The 17,310-nt window shown below is 48.9% G+C and carries 12 protein-coding genes and 1 pseudogene; all 13 read left to right on the plus strand.

The genetic code is table 11. The annotated features are described in order from the left end of the window. Positions 1-327, plus strand: coding sequence for a nucleoside triphosphate pyrophosphohydrolase (locus tag J2T14_RS26565; RefSeq protein ID WP_307475791.1), 327 nt, complete (start codon positions 1-3; stop codon positions 325-327). Positions 328-441: 114 nt separating this feature from the next. After that, positions 442-3,207, plus strand: a complete 2,766-nt coding sequence (locus tag J2T14_RS26570) for an MrcB family domain-containing protein (RefSeq protein WP_307475793.1) — start codon at positions 442-444, stop codon at positions 3,205-3,207. Beyond that, complete coding sequence (locus tag J2T14_RS26575) at positions 3,179-5,587, plus strand: restriction endonuclease-like protein (protein WP_307475795.1); 2,409 nt, start codon at positions 3,179-3,181, stop codon at positions 5,585-5,587. The genes J2T14_RS26570 and J2T14_RS26575 overlap by 29 nt, the downstream gene beginning before the upstream one ends. A 207-nt stretch (positions 5,588-5,794) precedes the next feature. Continuing rightward, positions 5,795-6,790, plus strand: coding sequence for a hypothetical protein (locus tag J2T14_RS26580; RefSeq protein ID WP_307475797.1), 996 nt, complete (start codon positions 5,795-5,797; stop codon positions 6,788-6,790). A 184-nt stretch (positions 6,791-6,974) separates the two neighbouring features. After that, a pseudogene (locus tag J2T14_RS26585) lies at positions 6,975-7,355 on the plus strand (DUF3427 domain-containing protein); the annotation flags it as partial. A 13-nt stretch (positions 7,356-7,368) separates the two neighbouring features. Continuing rightward, positions 7,369-7,752: an 8-oxo-dGTP diphosphatase MutT gene (mutT, locus tag J2T14_RS26590; protein WP_307475799.1), complete on the plus strand. Its 384-nt coding sequence runs from the start codon at positions 7,369-7,371 to the stop codon at positions 7,750-7,752. Positions 7,753-7,895: 143 nt separating this feature from the next. Beyond that, positions 7,896-9,533, plus strand: a complete 1,638-nt coding sequence (locus tag J2T14_RS26595; RefSeq protein WP_307475802.1) for a response regulator — start codon at positions 7,896-7,898, stop codon at positions 9,531-9,533. Between the two features lies 1 nt (position 9,534). Then, entirely contained in the window at positions 9,535-11,334 is a 1,800-nt protein-coding gene (locus tag J2T14_RS26600) for a cache domain-containing sensor histidine kinase (RefSeq protein WP_307475804.1), read from the plus strand. Continuing rightward, positions 11,334-12,311: a substrate-binding domain-containing protein gene (locus J2T14_RS26605; RefSeq protein ID WP_307475806.1), complete on the plus strand. Its 978-nt coding sequence runs from the start codon at positions 11,334-11,336 to the stop codon at positions 12,309-12,311. Before J2T14_RS26600 ends, J2T14_RS26605 begins: the two co-directional genes overlap by 1 nt. 37 nt (positions 12,312-12,348) lie before the next feature. Continuing rightward, positions 12,349-13,617, plus strand: coding sequence for an ABC transporter substrate-binding protein (locus J2T14_RS26610; RefSeq protein WP_307475808.1), 1,269 nt, complete (start codon positions 12,349-12,351; stop codon positions 13,615-13,617). 148 nt (positions 13,618-13,765) lie between these two features. After that, a complete protein-coding gene (locus J2T14_RS26615; protein ID WP_307475811.1) occupies positions 13,766-15,145 on the plus strand; it encodes an ABC transporter substrate-binding protein in 1,380 nt (459 codons plus the stop codon). Positions 15,146-15,248: 103 nt separating this feature from the next. After that, the gene (locus tag J2T14_RS26620) at positions 15,249-16,151 is read left to right on the plus strand and encodes a carbohydrate ABC transporter permease (RefSeq protein ID WP_307475813.1); all 903 of its coding nucleotides are present in this window, start codon (positions 15,249-15,251) and stop codon (positions 16,149-16,151) included. Positions 16,152-16,172: 21 nt separating this feature from the next. Continuing rightward, a complete protein-coding gene (locus J2T14_RS26625) occupies positions 16,173-17,018 on the plus strand; it encodes a carbohydrate ABC transporter permease (RefSeq protein ID WP_307475815.1) in 846 nt (281 codons plus the stop codon). Positions 17,019-17,310: the final 292 nt, after the last annotated feature.

Below are 17,310 nucleotides of genomic sequence, written 5' to 3' on the forward strand. Positions count from 1 at the left end.
ATGACCAATTATAACAAACTCGTCCGAGATCGGATTCCAGAGATCATAACCAATCAAGGCATGTCTTTCACAACTCGCGTTCTTGAGAATGATGAATATAAGACAGAGCTGCTTGCGAAGCTGAAAGAGGAAACAAACGAATTCATAGAAGCGAAGAGCGGCAGTGAAGCCTCCGAGGAATTGGCCGACATGCTAGAAGTCATACACGCTCTCGCGGAAACGATTGGAGTTACCGTTCAAGAACTAGAGCGAATCCGTGCGGATAAAGCCGTGAAGCGTGGTGGCTTTATGGAGAGAGTCTATCTCATAGAGGTGGTAGATGCCTGATTGGACGGGGCTATATGATAGACTAAGTAGGATTTTTCGAAAATATTCTAAGGTCTTTAACGTTTATATTATAATAGTCCTATATTTGCACCATTAGATCTGGAGGACACAATCATGCCACTTCCCGCCGAATTATCCTCAATATTTAGAAGCAAACAAAAGTCCTATAAAATGGTTCTTATCCTTTCAATAATAGATGAGTATCGAACCACTCTTAATCAAGCCATTTCACTCGATGATGTAGGTAGACGCTTCTTGGCTTATTTTCAAAACAGCATCATAGAAGGGAAAAAGGTAGACTCCCCTCCGAGTGGTGTAGCTGCAAGCTGGACTGAATTTACGCTGAGCCAAACCAAATCACTGCTCTACACGCCGATTAAAGCGTTATCTTCAATACTTGATGAAAGTAACGGAGGACTAACCATCTCGTTTAAGTCGACGATCTGGGACAAGTTAAACGAGGAGACTATGGATGAATTGCAGAGATATGCCCTGGTCGAATTAGATAACTATAATAACAATTTAGCTGCACCAGTATCACTTAATCAGTCATTAACTCAAATCATAAATGACTACATAAGTGCTAAAACACAGCCATTCTCCAATCATCCATTGGGTACATTGCTCCGACAAACCCTTCCAACAAATTTAAAGAAATTAACCTTCATTGATGATAAGTATAAAGTACAGGGTTCTATCGGTCAGGGGAACTGGGCTAATATTCCTTGGCTTGCCGTTCTGGACAAGCGGATTACTGAGACGACGCAGTATGGTGAATATGTGGTGTATTTGTTTGCCGAGGATATGAGCTCGGTCTATTTGACGTTAGCCCAAGGGGTTACTGTTCCGCTTAGGGATCGGGGCAAGAGAGAGGGGTATCAGTATCTCCAGCAAAAGGTCCAGGAAATTCGTGAGCTTCTGCCACTTGAGAATATGCAAAAGGATGAACACATCCACCTGACATCAAGTGGTCTGGGACGCGATTATCAAGTGTCTACTATCGCTTACATACGTTATGAGCGGGATCATATCCCAGATGAAGAACAACTGACTGCAGATTTGGAAAATATGATGGCCAATTATAAACTTTACGCAGATAAAGTAACGAACCCGGTATCTACGCCAAATCCAACATTTAAATTTACAATGGCTCATCTCTACTTGGCTCATGGAATCATCGCTTATCTCGGAAAAGAATTTCCGACCCCTATCGAATTAGATGAATTAACCGCCAATCAATCAGCTGTCTTAATTTCCGGTGATGATGTGAAGCACCCAAAGGAGCGGATCCAGCATATTGGTAGGGCATTATTGGAGCTCGGTCTTATTCATATTGATAATAGTCATTATTCTTTAACTCCCTTAGGTGTCCAATATGCTAACGCCTTTGATTCAAACCTATGGAGGCTGAGCTCAGAGCAAGTCAAACTTCTCAGACAAAAACTAGCCGTGAAAGATAGCGACGCCAGCAGCACCAGCAACCTGATCAAAGTAATAAATATGGCAATAATAATCGTCCGTAACTTAAATGAATTTTCTTTAGAACAATTCAACGAGAAGTTTATTTCTGGAATGCAAATGCAGGATGAATGGGGGAAGGTCACCCAGGAGAACAGGTCTAGGTTCATGCTGAATTGGCTAGAAGAGATTGCATTCATTCAGAAGCTGGGAGACAAGTATATTTTTCACGAGGATAAGGAGAATGAGCCTTTGGATACTTTAACAGTTTCTGAACGCATCGAGCACATCAAAGATTTTATCGGTCAGAAAGGCTTTCACTATCCAGGCTCATTAATCGAGAACCTCTATTTATCATTTAAAACCAAACCTTTTGTGATTCTCGCCGGTGTTTCAGGAACGGGTAAAACCAAGCTTGTTAAGTTATTCGCAGAGGCCCTCGGTGCCACAACTCTAAATAAACAGTTCGCACTCATCCCGGTAAGGCCGGACTGGAGCGACCCGTCTGATCTGCTCGGCTATAAAGATTTATCCGGAGCTTATCGTCCGGGACAATTGGCAGAGGTGCTGGTTGAGGCATCAAAAACAAACAATCGTCACAAGCCATATTTTATATGTCTGGATGAAATGAATCTGGCTAGAGTTGAGCATTATTTCAGTGATTTGCTTAGTATCATCGAGACCCAAGAATGGCAAAACGATCATATCGTGACTTCCCCCTTAATCCATAAGGATTCTCTAAGGCTCGAGGATCAACCGGTATATGGTAACTTGTCTCTTCCGGATAACGTCTATTTGATTGGAACCGTGAACATGGATGAGACCACGCATCCTTTCAGCAAAAAGGTGCTTGATCGCGCGAATACGATTGAGTTTAACTACATTAATCTAAGTCAGTTCCCAGATGAAGTCGATTTCTCGAATGCGGTTGGAGCTTCTCGAGCAGACAATTCCTTCTTACGGAGTGAGTATCTTCAGTTAATCGATGGTTATCGAGATCACCGCGATTTGGTCCAGAGAACAACAGAAAAGCTTGTTAAAATTAACAGCATTCTAGAAGAGATTCATTCCCATGTCGGCTTTCGGATTCGGGATGCGGTTTGTTTTTACATGATTTACAATGAACGGTTCCAGTTGTTAAGCGAGGATGCGGCATTTGATCTGCAACTGCTTCAGAAGATTTTGCCTCGTGTTCAAGGGAGTAGCTCTTCCGTAAAACGTGTATTGTTACAGCTGATGCAGGGAGCTTTGGGAAAGACATTGCCGATTGTAGAGCTAATGGAAGATGCCTCAGATCTATATATGAAATGGAGTGCAAGCCAAACGGCAGAAGCGGTGAAACATCCGCAAACCGCCCGGAAAATTGCGTTTATGCTACGGAGGTTAGAGGAAGATGGCTTCACCTCATACTGGCTCTCTTAATCAAAGCGTGGAGCTTCTACGTGTGGAGACAAACCTATTTAATTTATATTTTCAAGGCAAGCCGTTTCATCCAACGGTGGAGTCTTTACAATTACATCGAACGAATGAGGAGAAATGGGTGGCTGCCGGTTTACAGGTATCCACTCTTTCGACATCCCTAACCATTGAAAGTATATCTGTGTTCAATCCGGAGCTTAGGGAGCTGTCAGACTGGCAGACTGGGGATCAGAGTTTTCCTATCTTTTTTGAAACACAAAGTTATGAGTTGGTGATCGAGAAAAAAGAAGAGGTGGCATTATCCTTTCACCATGATAATGTCTATCTCCGGCAGGCAGTTAAACCATTAGGGAAAATGATCATCTCCGGCTTGTTGAATTTTCAAAACGAAGTTGGGCTCACAGAGTTGGAGCTTCGTTTAAATGGGCTGCCCATATTTCAATTGCAACTCGAAATTTTTCCTTCAAAGATCGATTATAAACAAGACTATCAAATGATTCTTCACGATGTGAATCAACAGATCTATAATCTGTCCTTTGATTTCATGCGGAAGACTTACAATCTCACTGGGTTAAAGGAAACACGCAACCAAAGCTTAACCGAATTTTTTACTATTCTTCAGCATGTGTTCGACCAACTGGTCCATGCCGTGGAGCGAATCAAAGCTGCACCCCATTCTAAGCTTGAGTACGAGAAGCATTTAGTGGAAGCAGCAAGGGTGAAGAGAGCTGGCAGGGAGAATATGGCCTACCTAACCAAGAGGCCGCAGCTCCTTGTGCAGGATGAGAAGCTCGGGTTTATTCCCTTGAACGATAGGCTTTTTTATCCAAGTCATGTGCTTGAAACGAAACGTCAGGTCAATTACGACACGATGGAAAATCGGTTTGTCCGCTGGGTTCTGCTGCGTATCTCCAAGAAGCTAAAAGATTTAAAAACTCGTCTAACCGAAAAAAATCGTCTGCAAGACCCGCTTCTGACTAAACGCTTGAATTTTATGCAAACGCAGTTGCAACGTCTTCTGAAAATGGATTTCTTGAATGTTGGGGAGATGAGGCAGCTATCGGTAACACTTGTGTTGCAGATGGCTCCGGGCTATCGAGAAGTCTATCGAAATTATCTAATGCTGATGAAAGGCTTATCCATTCAAAGTGATTTGTTCCGTCTGTCCATGAAGGATTTAGCCCAATTGTATGAATATTGGTGCTTTCTTAAGATCCATGATCTCCTCGGCCGGAAATATGAGTTGTTGAAGCAAGACATCATTAAGGTAAACCGAACAGGAGTATTCGTGACATTGGATAAGTCTCAGCAGGCGAGGATGGTTTATCGAAACCCGAAGAACGGTGAGATATTCACCCTTTACTATAATGCATTACCGAAAGGCGATCATAGCGAGACATTGGGGCAGAAGCCGGATAATGTCCTTACGCTCAGAAAAAATGATTCCGCAGCGGAATATAAATATATCTTCGATGCCAAGTATCGCCTAAATCCGGCTTATGAGGGTACGCCATATTACAACAAGTACAAGATACCAGGTCCAGAGGAAGATGATATTAATACGATGCATCGCTATAGAGATGCAATTGTGTATACCGACGCGCAGAGTCGTGAACTCGAACGAAGTATGTTCGGTGCATACGTATTGTTTCCTCATCATAATGAGGAACAATTCCGAGAACATCGGTTTTATAAAAGTATTGAGATGATTAACGTTGGCGCATTCCCATTTTTACCCAACTCCACGAAGCTCATGGAGGATTTCTTGGATGAAATTATTATGGATAGCCCAGAAAAGGCTTATGAACGCTCGACTCGTCCGAGGGGAACGAAGGAGTACTATCGGAATAAGCTTACAGGTAAAAATGTTCTGGTCGGATCGCTCAGAGAAGTCTCACAGCTTGAAGATGCGCTGAGATACGGATATTATCATGTTCCGTTGGAGAATATCTCTGATCATACCTTATTAACACAGCTCGAATATGTAGCACTCTACCAGTCACGAAATCAGTTTCTTGCCCGGGGAGATATAGGTGTGAACTGGTATGGTAAAGTGGTTGATTGGCGGGTGGTTCGGCGTAAGGAGATCTTGGAACGACCGGCTAGAAGGGGGACAGAGGAGAAGTTGTATGTGAAGTTCACAGTAGAGAGTTGGGTCAAACGTGAGCGGGCCATCGTTCCGGGAGGTAGGGGAATATACTCGCTCCTTTATACATCAAAGTATATTTTTGATCGAGCCCTGGAGATTGCAGAGCTTAAGCTAGAATCAGAAGAGGATCTAGTAGCATGGCGTGAGCAGAGGCGACAAGGTACCGTTAAAGTAGAGTTGGATCATGAACAAGTGGATTTGGCGAAGGTTATGGGGATTCGTTTGAGGGAATGAAAATAATACTCCGACATGCATCCTATAATCTTGTTTTTTATATAAAATCCAAATATATAGCGTTTGATGTAGCAGACCTACAGCACATAGGATTGGTCCATCAATTCCCATTATTACAAGGGAACCTAGATCTTCGAACGTCATCTAACTCTGCCAGGGGTTAGCAGTCCCATATTTATGCCATCAATCTAGGAGGTATCAACTTTTATGGATGAAAAAGAAAATCGCGTTAAGGTAATGCTTAATAACTCAAATGAGAATCTTATTTATATTGATAAAAATGACTCCTTGTCTTGGGAACTAAATTCTTTAGATGATAGGGGGAATATGGTGTTAGCTGAATGTGTTAGATTAAAAGGAGTAATTGAATCTACTGTCGTGAGACAATATAAATTCTCAGCAAGTATGTTATTAGGTACCGTTTTTACTAAAGTCTTAATTCAAAAAACAAATGATATAAAATCCGAGTTCCGATATGTTGAAAAGTCATTAAAAAAAATAAATAAAAAAATTGTGAAAACTATAGCATATGATCGAAATTATGAGATATATAGGACATACAAAAATGGGGTTGGATACTGGTATAGAGATATTCCCGATCTTCACAAACCAGCTGCCTCAGAGTTTAATACGCTTTTAAGTCTCTCAAATGCTTGTTTACCAAGAGGACAAAGAAAAGTTATTTATTCACAGCTTGCCTCTACCTTAGCGGCTTCATTCCAAAGAAACGACGATGAAGATGTACTAAATGGATTCGAAACGATTCGAACTTCCATAATTGCAAGAGCAGAGTCAAGTATTCGTATTTCGTATTTTCTTTCCACGCTGTGTTTATATCTTTTATTAGTTGCAATTTCTTGTTATTTATTTTCTATGGATACTCTGTTATTTTGGATAATCGGTGGTTTGTCTGGGGTAACTGGTGCATTTGTCTCGACATTAAATAATGTTGAAAAATTATCTTTTGACATTTATTCTCCTGTACGAAGTATAATACTTCAGGGATGCACGAGGCTCTTAGTTGGAATAATTTCTGGACTTTTTGTAATTATTGCATCAAAGTCTAATTTAATTCTCGGTGCTTTTGCTGAAAGCCCTTACTCATTAGCAGTCTTTTCATTTATTTCTGGTTTTAGTGAGCGTTTCCTACCGGATCTAATAAAAATGATTTCTACAACCAGTACGATTAAAAGAGGAATGTAATATAAATATAATTGCTTAGGGGTAACTGGTTTCTAACACAAATATGTAAGATGTCAAGCTTCCATAACGTCCTCTGCACTTTAACAGCGTAAAGTCCCATTTAATCCCTTCCAACAATCGGAGGTGTTCTTTGATTGGTTAAGCAATTAATAACCATGTTGTATTATATAAGCTAGACGTATGCGAGGGCGTGAAATATTTTGAAGACAAGAAGACGGATATTTTCTTTATTACGCTGAATAAATCGGATAAGGATTTCTCGCCTTCGACGCTGTATGAGGACTATGCGATGAATGAACGTCTCTTTCATTGGCAGACGCAGAGCCGGATATCCGAGCAAACGAGCACGGCGCAACGATACATTAACCACAAAAAGACGGGCAATCGGATCGCGCTGTTCGTGAGGGAGTATAAAGAGGAAAACAACTACACCGCTTCTTTCGTTTTCTTAGGTGAGGCTGAGTATGTCAGGCACGAGGGAAGCAAGCCGATGAGCATCATTTGGCGTCTGAAGGAGGACATGCCTGCAGCGCTGGTGCCGGTGGCGAACAAAGTGATCGTATAGGATGTGGACGGAAATGATTGAAGTGGCGGCTGCCATTATTGAGGATGAAGAGGGGCGAATACTAATTGCTCGTCGAGCAAAAGGGAAGTCGCAGGAGGGGATGTGGGAGTTTCCCGGCGGGAAGCTGGAGCAGGGCGAATCGCCCGAAGAATGCCTGCGGAGAGAGCTGATGGAGGAAATGGGCATCACGATCGAGCCTTATGCGTATTTTGGCGTTAACGAGCATGATTACGGGACGATAACGATTCGTCTCCTCGCTTACAAAGCGAAGCTCGTAAGCGGGGAGATCGTGCTGACGGATCATGATGACTATCGATGGGTTAGGACGGAGGAGTTCGGGGAGTATACGTTTGCTCCGGCGGATGTTCCGTTTTTGAGGAACCTGATTTCAAGTTGAGATCAAGGTTTATCGCCGTTTCTTCGCCCCTCCCCAATGAGATATTAATACCCCTCTCATAAGATATTTTTCCCCCTTTCCCCACCAAGGCCATCAGGTATGATGAAAGTGACATTGACATCGATCGTGCGGAGGGATAGCCCATGTACAAAGTAATCATTGTGGACGACGAATTGGTTGTCAGGGACGGACTTAAGCAAACGATCGAGTGGGAGGAGCACGGCTTCGCGCTGATCGGGGATTACGAGAATGGAAGAGACGCATGGGAAGCGATCGAAGCCTTCAAGCCGGATCTGGTTATCTCGGACATTAGCATGCCGCTTATGGACGGGCTGGAGCTGGCGGGAATGGTTTCGGCTAATTATCCGTATATCAAAATGATCATTCTGACCGGATACGATCAGTTCGAGTATGCACAGCAGGCGATCCGGCTCAAGGTGTCGGACTTCATTCTGAAGCCGATCACCGCGAAGGATATGAGAGCGCTGCTGGTCAAAGTCCGGCTGGAGATGGACGAGGAGACGAAGCGGCGCGAGGATCTCGGCCGGCTGCGCAGCCAGCTCCATCTGAGCTTGCCGCTGCTGCGGGAACGATTTTTGGAGCGGCTTGTCGTGCTTGGTCTTGGAAGGCAGGAGATCGAGGGGCAATTCGCGTTTTTTGGGTTGCCTGCGGTGACGCCTCCATTCATCGTTATGCTGGCGGACATCGACGACTTCGGCGAACGCGAGGCATGGATGGATGATGGCCACGACGCGGAGTTTTTTCGGTTTGCCGTTTATAACATTTTCGAAGAGGTCATCTCGACCCGTAGTAACGCGCTTCTGTTTCGCACGAGGGAAGAGCGGCTTGTCGTCATTCTGAACGGAGCCGAAGGAGAGGACGAGCTATACGTTGGGGCCTACGGGATGGCGGAGGAAGCAAGGCACCACATTGAGAGGTACCTGAAGTTCACCGTGACGATCGGCATTGGACGCGCCTGTTCGTCGCCGGAGCAGCTTCCGGTATCCTACAAGAGCGCCCAATCTGCTCTGGATTATCGATTTCAGCTTGGGAAGAACCGGATCCTCAGCATCAACGATCTGGAAGGAAGCCAAGGCTGGGCGATGCCGGCTGCCCTGTCCGGCGACTGGGATCGCAAGCTTTCCGCATCGGTCAAGACGGGCTCGGGAGAAGCGGCGTGCCGCCAAATCGAGTGCTTGATCGAGGAATTTAGACGCTCGCGAATGCCGATCGAGGCGGTATTTCTGCAGACGCAGAGAGTCGTACTGACGCTCATGAACGTCATGCAAGAGCTCGGTGCGCATGAGGCGGAGGATCTGAGGAAACGCCAGCTGTGGCTGACGGACATTTATCGCTTCAAAACGCTGGACGAGATCGAAGTCTGGCTGAAGGCGATCGCGAGCGAGTTGGCGGCGTCCGCACTGGACAACCGCAATCTGGTCGCCAGCAATCAGATTGCCAAAGCGACCGAATACATTGAAGAGCATTATGCCGAGGAGAAGCTGTCGCTTCAGCACCTGTGCCGGCACACCCTGATGAGCACGAGCTATTTCAGCCTTCTCTTCAAGCAATATACCGGAGAGACCTTCGTCGAATACTTGACCCGGGTACGGCTCGAGAGAGCGAAGGAGCTTCTCCTTGCCACCTCGCTCAAATTTTACGAGATCGCGTCGCAGGTAGGCTACGCGGATCCGAATTACTTCAGCATCCTGTTCAAGAAGCATACGGGCTCGTCTCCGCGGGATTTCCGGGAGAAGCAGGCAAAGGAGAGTCTCCGCTGACATGTTCCGAGAACGCAGGCCGTTATTCCCGCTTTTTCCTCTAAAGAGCATTCAATCGAGCATTGCCTTCGCTTTCTCCGTTCTGATCCTGCTGACGATCGCGGCGACGAGCTTGTTCGCGTATCGGCTCTCCGTCAACGCCGTCGAGAGAAACTCGAAGGGCTATATTCAGGAAGTCATCAACCAGGTGAACACGAACATCCAGTCCTATGTCGATAACATGGAGAACATTTCCCTGCTCGCGATGACGAATAAGGACGTGAAATATTACATTTCCAGCAACAGCTTCATCGGGAACGAAGGACGCCGTCCTTATGAGAAGCGGATCTCGGACCTCTTCCAATCCATTCTCTACACCCGCAAAGATATTGCTTCCATTATGGTATTCGGCTACAACGGACGATTCGTCTCCGATCGCCGGATTACGACGCTGAACCCGAATGCGAAGGTGGAGGAGCAAGCCTGGTACGTTAACGCTCAGAGGGAAGGCGGCAAGTCGGTTATCTCCGAGCCCCATGTGCAGAACATCATTCAGAACGAATATCGCTGGGTCGTTTCGCTGAGCCGGGAGCTGAAAAATTCGGACGGCATGACGGCTGACGGCATTTTTCTCGTCGATTTGAATTTAAGCGTCATTAACGATCTGCTCAGTCAAATCAACCTTGGCAAAAAAGGCTACGTATTCATTGTCGACGGCAGCGGCAATATCGTCTACCACCCGGAGCAGCAGCTCATTTACAGCAATCTGCGCTCCGAGCAGATCGCCGAGGTTGTACGAGCGGGAAGCGGCACTACGTTTAAGGTGGAGGACGAAGAGGGCAAACGTTTCTATTCGGTCAAGGACACAAGCTTCGGGTGGAAAATCGTCGGGGTCGCCTATGCGGAAGACCTGATCGGCTACAAAAGCACGCTGATCAACTTTTTGTTCATCACGCTCGGCGGAGTGGCGGTCTCCCTCGTCATCTCCGTTCTGCTGTCGCGCCGGCTGTCGCGGCCGATTCGCAATCTGCAGCGGAACATGCGGAAGGTGGAAAAAGGCAACTTCGACGTGCAGGCCGAAGTGACGCAGATGAACGAGATCGGCCAGCTCGCGCGAACGTTCAACATGATGGTCGGGCAGATCAAGAACCTGATGCAGGAAATATTCGACACGCACGAGAACAAGCGCAAGAGCGAGCTTCAACTGCTGCAGGCGCAGATCAATCCCCATTTTCTGTATAATACGCTCGATTCGATTGTGTGGATGGCGGAGACGAAGAAGCATGAGGAGGTCGTTGAAATGACTTCCGCTCTCGCCAAGCTGTTCCGGGCGGGCATCACGAAGGAGCAGGAGCTTGTCCCGATTCGGATCGAGCTTGAGCATATTACCAATTACCTGCTCATTCAGAAGATGAGATATTCGAGCAAGCTCGACTATCGACTGGAGATTTCCGACTCGATTCTGGGCTGCAAGACGCTTAAGATTTTGCTTCAGCCCTTTGTGGAGAACGCGATTTATCACGGCATTCGCAATATGCCGGGCAGCGGAACGATCGTCATTCGAGGAATGGAGACGCAAGACGGCATCGTGTTCGAGGTCGAGGACGACGGGCTTGGCATGACGGAGGAGCAGCTGGAGAAAATCTGGGAAGCGCCGGACGGAGAGTGGAAAAACGGAGGGATCGGCATTCGAAACGTGAACGAAAGAATTCGGTTGTACTTCGGGCAAGCCTACGGAATCTCCATCCGAAGCGAGCTGGCAGAGGGGACCTGCGTGACCATTCGCATCCCTAAGATTGAGGGATCGGGAGGCATGGGCTGATGCGGATTCAGAGGTTTACGGTGGGAATGGGATTGCTGGTTGCGGCGACCGCGCTATTCCTCGTTTTTTACTTCCAGCTCTATAGGGGAGGCTCGGCGAACGAGCCGAGGATCGCGGTTATGCTGAAATCCACCAACGTGCGTTCGGACTTCTGGCAGACGGTTCGCGAGGGTGCGGTAGCGGGAGTCAAGGGGAGCGGTGCCCGGCTCGAGGTCATGGGCTCGCTGCAGGATACCGACGCGGCGGCCCAGGTTCGGCTGCTGGAGGACGTCCTCTTGCGGAAACCGGAAGCGCTCGTTGTCGCGCCGATCGAGGACGCCGGGGTGAGGAAAGTACTTGCGCGAATCCGAGAAGCGGGCATCAAGCTGGTCGTGATGGATATGCCGACGGATCCGGATTTGGATGCGGTGACGTTATCCAGCAATTACGCGGAAGCGGGCCGGGAGGCTGGAGAGATCGCTGTTGCGGAAACTGCGGGAGCCCCGCGCGTGGCGGTACTGAGCGATTACGAGTCATCCAGCGTATCGGCAGAGAGAGTAAAGGGAATTCGCGAGGCGATCGATGCTAACGAGAACAGCTTCGTCGGAACCTTTTACAGCGAAAATGATGAGGATCGTGCCTATGTGCTGGCGACGAATCTTCTTAGCTCCGAACCGGACATGAACGCGATCATCGCGCTGAGCGAGCCAGCGGCTCTGGGGGCGGCTAAAGCGGTGGAGGAAGCGGGCAAGCAGAATGTGGTGAAGCTTATCGCCTTCGACAGCTCGCTCTACGAGATCAAGCTAATGGAGGAAGGCAGTCTGAGCGCCATGATCGTTCAGCGGCCTTTCAACATGGGGTATCTCGGGGTGCGCACGGCTCTGAAGTTAATCGACCGCAAGCCGGTTCCGAGGATGACGTATATCGATTCCATCGTCGTGACGAGAGACAACATGTACTCTCCGGAAAACCAGAAGCTTCTGTTTCCATTCAGGTAGCGAGTCGGATATACGGGATGAAGAGGGAGGGATAGGAATGAAGCGGAGGAGTGCTCGCGCGTTATTGCTGGTATCTATACTGTCGGCAGCAACGCTGCTCGGGGCGTGCTCGGACAAGGAGTCGCAGGTTATCGTCACCGAGGAGGAGAAGCAATCGGTTATCCGTTTCGTTGCCGCGGAATACAGCACGGAGAGCAAACCGTTCCTGGAAAATATTGTACGACAGTTCGAGATTCAGAACCCGGAAATTATCGTTGATCTTCAGGTGGCGAACTGGAACGTGCTGGATGGCATCTACACGTCGATGCTGAGCAAGAATAGCCCTCCCGATCTGCTCATCACGAACGTATACGCCCATTTCGCCCATGCGGGCAAGCTGAACGATCTGAACGAGATTATTTCTCCGGAGCTGAGGGCCAAGCTGTATCCGAATCTGATGCAGATGGATCGGATCGGGGACAAGCAGTACGCGCTTCCGTATGTGGCATCGATTCGCAACTTGTACTATAACGAAGAGCTGTTCGAAGGGGCGGGAATCGGGGCGCCGCCGAAGACGTGGAGCGAGCTTATGGAGGACGCGCGCAAAATCAAAGAGACGAGCGCGGCTCATGGCTTCGGCGTGGATTTGACGGACGACGAGATTCAGGCTTACTTGTCTTACTTCTTCTTCGGTTCCGGCGGCGGTTGGATCAAGAACGGCAAGTGGGCCATCAACTCTCCCGAGAATGTGCAGGGACTGACCTATCTAAAGGAGCTTTACGGTCAAGGGCTGACCGATTCGGAGCCGACGGTTACGACCCGCGACGAGAAGCAACGAATCATGGGCGACGGCAAGCTCGGCATGATGATCTCCGGCAACTACTTCGCGTCCGTCGTGACGCGCGAGTCGCCCGGCCTGCGCTGGGGAAGCGGTCCGCTCCCGGTCAGAGACGGGATGCCGCCGATTTCATTCGGGGTTCAGGATGTGCTGGTCTCCTTCCAGACCGACCATACGGACAAGACGGCACTCATGAAGTTTCTTGATTTTCTGTATGATGACAACAACTACGAGGATATGATCGTCCGGGAAGGCTTTATCCCGGTTACGTCTACCGTCGGAGGCAAGCTATCCCGATCCGATTCGGCGATGAAGCGGTACTTGCAGGAGCTTGGCAAGGCTAACTTCTACCCGATCCAGGAGCCCGCCTGGCAAGCGGTTATGGATACAAGCCGCAAAATGGGCGATGCCGTCCTCTACGACAACCTGTCGCCGCAGGACGCGCTCGACCAGCTTCAGAAGTTCGCGGAGACCCGCAGCGGGCAATAGCGGGCAGAGCGGCGTTCAGCCGCACAATAAGAAAATACTAGAGATTATTTGGAAGATATTCGATAGAGACGCGAAGCCCTCCCCGATATGATGGTTACAGGCGCCGAAGATGGCGCAAACCAGCATATACGGGGAGGTTTTTTGCACTATGGTGTTAAACAAAAAATGGGCGGCGCTTTGCCTTGCCGCTGTCATGATGATCGTGCTGCTGGGAGCCTGCGGCTCTAACAGCAACAGCAATAACGGAGGCGCAACCGAAGCGCCGAGCACGAATGCAACCGAGGATCCAAGCACAAATGCAACCGAAGAGCCAAGCACAGGCTCGTCCGAGACCAAGCTGACCGGCGATTTCGAGATTCAATACTTCGTCGGCGGTTATGGCGACAAGTGGTGGAAGAAGGTCATTGCCGATTTCGCGGCAGCGAATCCGGAGCTTAACATCAAGGAGAGCGCCGGTCCGAAAATCAACGAGCAGAACAAACCGCGCTGGATCGGGGGCAACCCGCCGGATTTCGTCTACATTGACGGTCCGAACCTGAACGACCGCCAGATGGTCGAAGACGGCCAACTCGAGGACCTGACCGACTGGCTGAAGGATGCCAACAACATCGACGGCGACAAGATCCTCGACGCGCTGGCTCAACAGCCGCAGCAATATGACGGCAAGATCTACAATATCCCGCTCGTTCTGAACTCGTGGGGCATTTTCTGGGATAAGGCTTTATTCAAGGAGAAGGGCTACGCCGAACCGACCGACTTCCAATCGTTCCTCGAAGTCAGCGAGAAAATCAAGGCAGACGGCATTACGCCTTATATCCATACCGGCAAATATCCTTACTACATCAACGGCTCGATTCTGTATCCGGCGATCGTCTCGAACAATAACGACGACTACACGATCTTGCAAGACATGGCGGCGAACAAGATCGAAGCTTACCAAAGTCCGGCCGTTCTCGCAGCTTTGAACCAAATCGCGGAAATGCGCGACAAGGGCCTGATCGACAAGGCGGCCATCCAAATCAACCATACCGACTCGCAAATGATGTTCCTGCAGCATAAAGACGCGTTCATCTCCAACGGCCTCTGGCTGCCGAACGAAATGGCGAAGGACGTACCGGAAGGCTTCGACTTCGGCTTCATTCCGTCGCTCACTCAGAAGCCGGGCGGCAAGGTCGTCGCGAACACGTCCACCGCCACTGTCGCAATCGCAAAAAATGCGAAGAACAAAGAAGCGGCGAAGGCGTTCCTGCAGTTCGTTTTCTCCAAGGCTCAAGCTTCCCAGTGGGCGGAGCTGAGCGGCGCTCCTTCCAACATCAAAGGCGACATCAGCAGCTCGAATGCGCCTAGCTTCGTTAAGGATGCAGCGAAGTATCTGACGGATCCCAACACGGTCGTCATCCCGACGATTACGTTCAACGCGGACGTCGATACGGAAATGCAGAATGCGACGGATGCGTTGACGATCGGCAAGATTACGCCGGACGAGTGGGTTAAACGCGTAACCGATGTCGTCGCCAAGGTCAAGTAACATTCTCTAGCTTATCGATTTGAAAAACCGTGGAAGCGGAGGCACCCAGGGCGCGAGCCTGAAGGATGCCTCCGCGAATTTACTTGAAAGGAAGGCGGCCCGCATGAAGTCGGTATCGGAAAAGCTTCAGCGCAACTTGTTCATCGCCACGTTCATCGTTCCGACTCTCGTATTTTTCTTCATCTTCACCATCTATCCGGTCATGCAGGCGCTGTACTACTCGATGTTCGATTGGTCGGGGATGTCGGATACGAAGGATTTCATCGGCTTCGACAACTTTACGAATATGTTCAAAGACCCGATCGTTCTAAGAGCCATCGGCAACGACTACCTTCTCGTGGCGGGCAAGATCGTCGGAATCATGGTTCTGGCAACCTTCTTCGCCGTCGCTCTGACACGCTTCAACTTTAAGCTGGCGGGCTTTTTCCGGTCGATATTTTTTATCCCGAACGTGATCTCCGTCGTCGTCATCGGCGTGCTGTGGAACTTCATTTATAACCCGCAGATCGGCTTCCTGAACGCGTTCCTCTCCCTGTTTACGGAAGAGAAGGTGACGATCGCCTGGCTCGGCTTCACCTCGCATACGATCTATATGCTGCTGCCTCCAGCCATCTGGGCGGGTATCGGCTTCTATATGATTCTGTTGATCGCAGCGATTCAGAATATTCCGGAGTCCTACTACGAGGCGGCCCAATTGGAGGGCGCGAGTCAGTGGAAGCAGTTCAGGAACATCACGGTTCCCCTCATTTGGGAGCAGATGAAGGTATCCATCATCAACATCATGATGACGACGCTCAACGGCTCCTTCGTCATCGTCTGGATCATGACGGAAGGCGGACCGGACAATTCGACTCATGTTATGGGCTCGTACCTGTACCAGATGGCTTTCCGGCAATATCATTTCGGCTACGCGGCGGCCATAGGGGTGCTTATTCTCGTTCTGTCCCTGATCACAACGGTCATCCTGCAGCGGCTGCTCCGTCATGAATCGGTCGAACTGAGCTAGAGGTCAAAGGGGGACAACAGAATGAATATGGGCATCAAAAATCCGGTCGTCAAGCTTATTTTCTTCGCTATTCTTGTCATATGGAGCATCTCTGTGCTGTATCCGTTGTTGTGGACGCTGTTAGACGCATTGAAAAACAACGAGCAGTTTTTCTTAAACGCGCCGTGGGCGCCGCCTGAATTTCCATTGCTATGGTCGAACTTTTCCTATGTCTGGAACAAGTATCATTTCGACGTGTACTTTATCAACTCGATCGTGGTGACGGGCGGCTCGACGCTGCTCGGCTTGCTGCTGTCCGCTACGACTGCTTACGTGCTGGCCCGGTACAAATTCAAGGGAAGCAACGGGTTGTATTTGCTCTACATCTCGTCGATGATGGTTCCGTTTATTTTGGCGCTTATCCCGTTGTTTTTCCTGATGGATTCCATGAATCTGATCAATACCAAAATCGGTCTTATCTTCGTATATACGTCCAGCGTCATCGCGTTCGGCGTGTTCGTGCTGGTCGGTTTCTTCAAGTCGTTGCCGAAGGAGCTCGAGGAAGCTGCGGTTATCGACGGAGCCTCACATTACGGAACGTTCTTCCGCGTCATGCTGCCGCTGTCGCAGCCGGGACTTATCACGGTCGGCATCGTGAACGTCCTGAACATCTGGAACGAATATATCGTGGGCACCATCCTGATCAACGATCCCGCGCAGTATACACTGCCTATCGAAATTGGGATTATGCAGGCCGAAATGCAATACCGCACCGAATGGGGTCCGCTGTTCGCGGCTCTTCTTATGACGATCATTCCGGTGCTTATCGTCTATATTATTTTCCAGAAGAAAATCGCTAGCGGCATTACGGCAGGAGCAGTTAAGTAGCAGAATAGCAGGTGTTCTCCAAGGACGTCGAAGGAAATGCGCAAGCTGCTGGCAATGAATGCGATAACGGGACAGGTCCTCTCTATCGCCGTCCCCATTGCATCCGCACAGCTTTGGTTTTGTTCTCGGCACGAATGCCAAGTTTCAAACATGGGCGCGCACGGATATTGAATCTGTAACCAAGAAAAACAAGCAATTCAATAAATGGCGGCTACAAGGTGGTTATCCCTGTACCGCCATTTGGCGTTCAATCGAGGGAGTGCCCTGAATGAACAGGATCCTCGGGCGTTTC

The sequence above is a fragment of the Paenibacillus harenae genome (genome assembly GCF_030812415.1).
Classification (GTDB): Bacteria; Bacillota; Bacilli; order Paenibacillales; family Paenibacillaceae; genus Pristimantibacillus; species Pristimantibacillus harenae_A.